We start from the raw sequence: 3,177 nt of genomic DNA, 5'->3' as shown, positions 1-3,177 counted from the left end.
TTGAGCGGGGCGTTACTGGGCTGTAAGAGCCTGACGATGACCTACTTTCACACGGGAACCCGCACTATCATCGGCGCAAAGTCGTTTCACTGTCCTGTTCGGGATGGGAAGGAGTGGTACCAACTTGCTATGGTCATCAGGCATAACTTGGTGCTGGGCTGTTGTTGTGAACAGCCTGGCGAATTCATAGAGTCTGGAATCAGATGTTTGTGTTTTGACTGCGTCTAACTTGGCATAACAGACTTTGAGCTTCACGCTGGTGAGCGTGTTGGCTATCAAAGTTATAGGGTCAAGCCGCACGAGCAATTAGTACTGGTTAGCTTAACGCATTACTGCGCTTCCACACCCAGCCTATCAACGTCCTGGTCTTGAACGACTCTTCAGGGGGCTCAAGGCCCCGGCAGATCTCATCTTGAAACGAGTTTCCCGCTTAGATGCTTTCAGCGGTTATCTCTTCCACACTTAGCTACTCGGCAATGCCACTGGCGTGACAACCGATACACCAGAGGTGTGTCCACTCCGGTCCTCTCGTACTAGGAGCAGGCTTCCTCAAATCTGCAGCGCCCACGGAAGATAGGGACCAAACTGTCTCACGACGTTTTAAACCCAGCTCACGTACCTCTTTAAATGGCGAACAGCCATACCCTTGGGACCGGCTACAGCCCCAGGATGAGATGAGCCGACATCGAGGTGCCAAACACCGCCGTCGATATGAACTCTTGGGCGGTATCAGCCTGTTATCCCCAGAGTACCTTTTATCCGTTGAGCGATGGCCCTTCCATACAGAACCACCGGATCACTATGTCCTGCTTTCGCATCTGCTCGACTTGTCAGTCTCGCAGTTAAGCACGCTTATGCCATTGCACTATCGTCACGATGTCCGACCGTAACTAGCGTACCTTCGAACTCCTCCGTTACGCTTTGGGAGGAGACCGCCCCAGTCAAACTGCCTACCATGCACTGTCCCCGATCCAGATAATGGACCTGGGTTAGAACCTCAAACACACCAGGGTGGTATTTCAACGTTGGCTCCATGAGATCTAGCGACCTCACTTCAAAGCCTCCCACCTATCCTACACAGATCTGTTCAAAGTCCAATACAAAGCTACAGTAAAGGTTCATGGGGTCTTTCCGTCTTTCCGCGGGGAGATTGCATCATCACAAACATTTCAACTTCGCTGAGTCTCAGGAGGAGACAGTGTGGCCATCGTTACGCCATTCGTGCAGGTCGGAACTTACCCGACAAGGAATTTCGCTACCTTAGGACCGTTATAGTTACGGCCGCCGTTTACTGGGACTTCAATCAAGAGCTTGCACCCCATCATTTAATCTTCCAGCACCGGGCAGGCGTCACACCCTATACGTCCACTTTCGTGTTTGCAGAGTGCTGTGTTTTTATTAAACAGTCGCAGCCACCGATTTTTTGCAACCCCTTTGGGCTCCCTCTGTACGAGTTCACCTACTTGGGGCATACCTTCTCCCGAAGTTACGGTATCAATTTGCCGAGTTCCTTCTCCTGAGTTCTCTCAAGCGCCTTAGAATACTCATCTCGCGCACCAGTGTCGGTTTGCGGTACGGTCGTCAATAGCTGAAGCTTAGTGGCTTTTCCTGGAAGCAGGGTATCACTCACTTCGGCTGCAAGCAGCCTCGTTATCACCCCTCATCTAAGCCCGGCGGATTTGCCTACCAGGCACGACTACAGGCTTGAACCAACATATCCAACAGTTGGCTGAGCTAACCTTCTCCGTCCCCACATCGCACTATTGATCGGTACAGGAATATTGACCTGTTTCCCATCAGCTACGCATCTCTGCCTCGCCTTAGGGGCCGACTCACTCTACGCCGATGAACGTTGCGTAGAAAACCTTGCGCTTACGGCGAGGGGGCTTTTCACCCCCTTTAACGCTACTCATGTCAGCATTCGCACTTCTGATACCTCCAGCATCCGTTACCAGACACCTTCACAGGCCTACAGAACGCTCTCCTACCACGTGCAATAAATTGCACATCCGCAGCTTCGGTAACTGGCTTAGCCCCGTTACATCTTCCGCGCAGGACGACTCGATCAGTGAGCTATTACGCTTTCTTTAAATGATGGCTGCTTCTAAGCCAACATCCTGACTGTTTTAGCCTTCCCACTTCGTTTCCCACTTAGCCAATTTTAGGGACCTTAGCTGGCGGTCTGGGTTGTTTCCCTCTTGAGTCCGGACGTTAGCACCCGGTGCTCTGTCTCCCAAGCTGTACTCTGCGGTATTCGGAGTTTGCATAGGTTTGGTAAGTCGCCATGACCCCCTAGCCTAAACAGTGCTCTACCCCCGCAGGTAATACTTGAGGCACTACCTAAATAGTTTTCGGAGAGAACCAGCTATTTCCAAGTTTGTTTAGCCTTTCACCCCTATCCACAGCTCATCCCCTAGTTTTGCAACACTAGTGGGTTCGGACCTCCAGTACCTGTTACGGCACCTTCATCCTGGCCATGGATAGATCACTTGGTTTCGGGTCTACACCCAGCGACTAAATTCGCCCTATTCGGACTCGATTTCTCTACGGCTTCCCTATTCGGTTAACCTTGCCACTGAATGTAAGTCGCTGACCCATTATACAAAAGGTACGCAGTCACCCCTTAGGGCTCCTACTTTTTGTAAGCATGCGGTTTCAGGATCTATTTCACTCCCCTCCCGGGGTTCTTTTCGCCTTTCCCTCACGGTACTGGTTCACTATCGGTCGATTACGAGTATTTAGCCTTGGAGGATGGTCCCCCCATATTCAGACAGGATTTCTCGTGTCCCGCCCTACTTTTCTCCAGCTTAGTACCACCAGTCTGTTTTCGCATACAGGGCTATCACCTGCTATGGCCGGACTTTCCATTCCGTTTTGCTAACAGTCTGACTATCACTGGAAGGCTCTTCCGATTTCGCTCGCCACTACTTTCGGAATCTCGGTTGATGTCTTTTCCTCGAGCTACTGAGATGTTTCAGTTCACCCGGTTCGCCTCGCATGACTATGTATTCATCATGCGATACCTCTTGCGAGGTGGGTTTCCCCATTCAGATATCTCCGGATCAATGCTTATTTGCCAGCTCCCCGAAGCTTTTCGCAGGCTATCACGTCTTTCTTCGCCTGTAATCGCCAAGGCATCCACCACATGCTCTTAGTCACTTGACCCTATAACTTTGA

The 3,177-nt window shown here is 51.1% G+C and carries 2 rRNA genes; both read right to left on the bottom strand.

Annotation, left to right across the window (positions count from 1 at the left end):
* Positions 1–28: 28 nt before the first annotated feature.
* Positions 29–141, bottom strand: a 5S ribosomal RNA gene (rrf, locus tag BLW02_RS19085).
* A 144-nt stretch (positions 142–285) separates the two neighbouring features.
* Positions 286–3,165, bottom strand: a 23S ribosomal RNA gene (locus tag BLW02_RS19080).
* Positions 3,166–3,177: the final 12 nt, after the last annotated feature.

The sequence above is a fragment of the Acidovorax soli genome, from assembly GCF_900107605.1.
GTDB classification, from domain to species: domain Bacteria; phylum Pseudomonadota; class Gammaproteobacteria; order Burkholderiales; family Burkholderiaceae_C; genus Acidovorax; species Acidovorax soli.
This window is presented reverse-complemented; position numbering and strand designations above follow the sequence as displayed.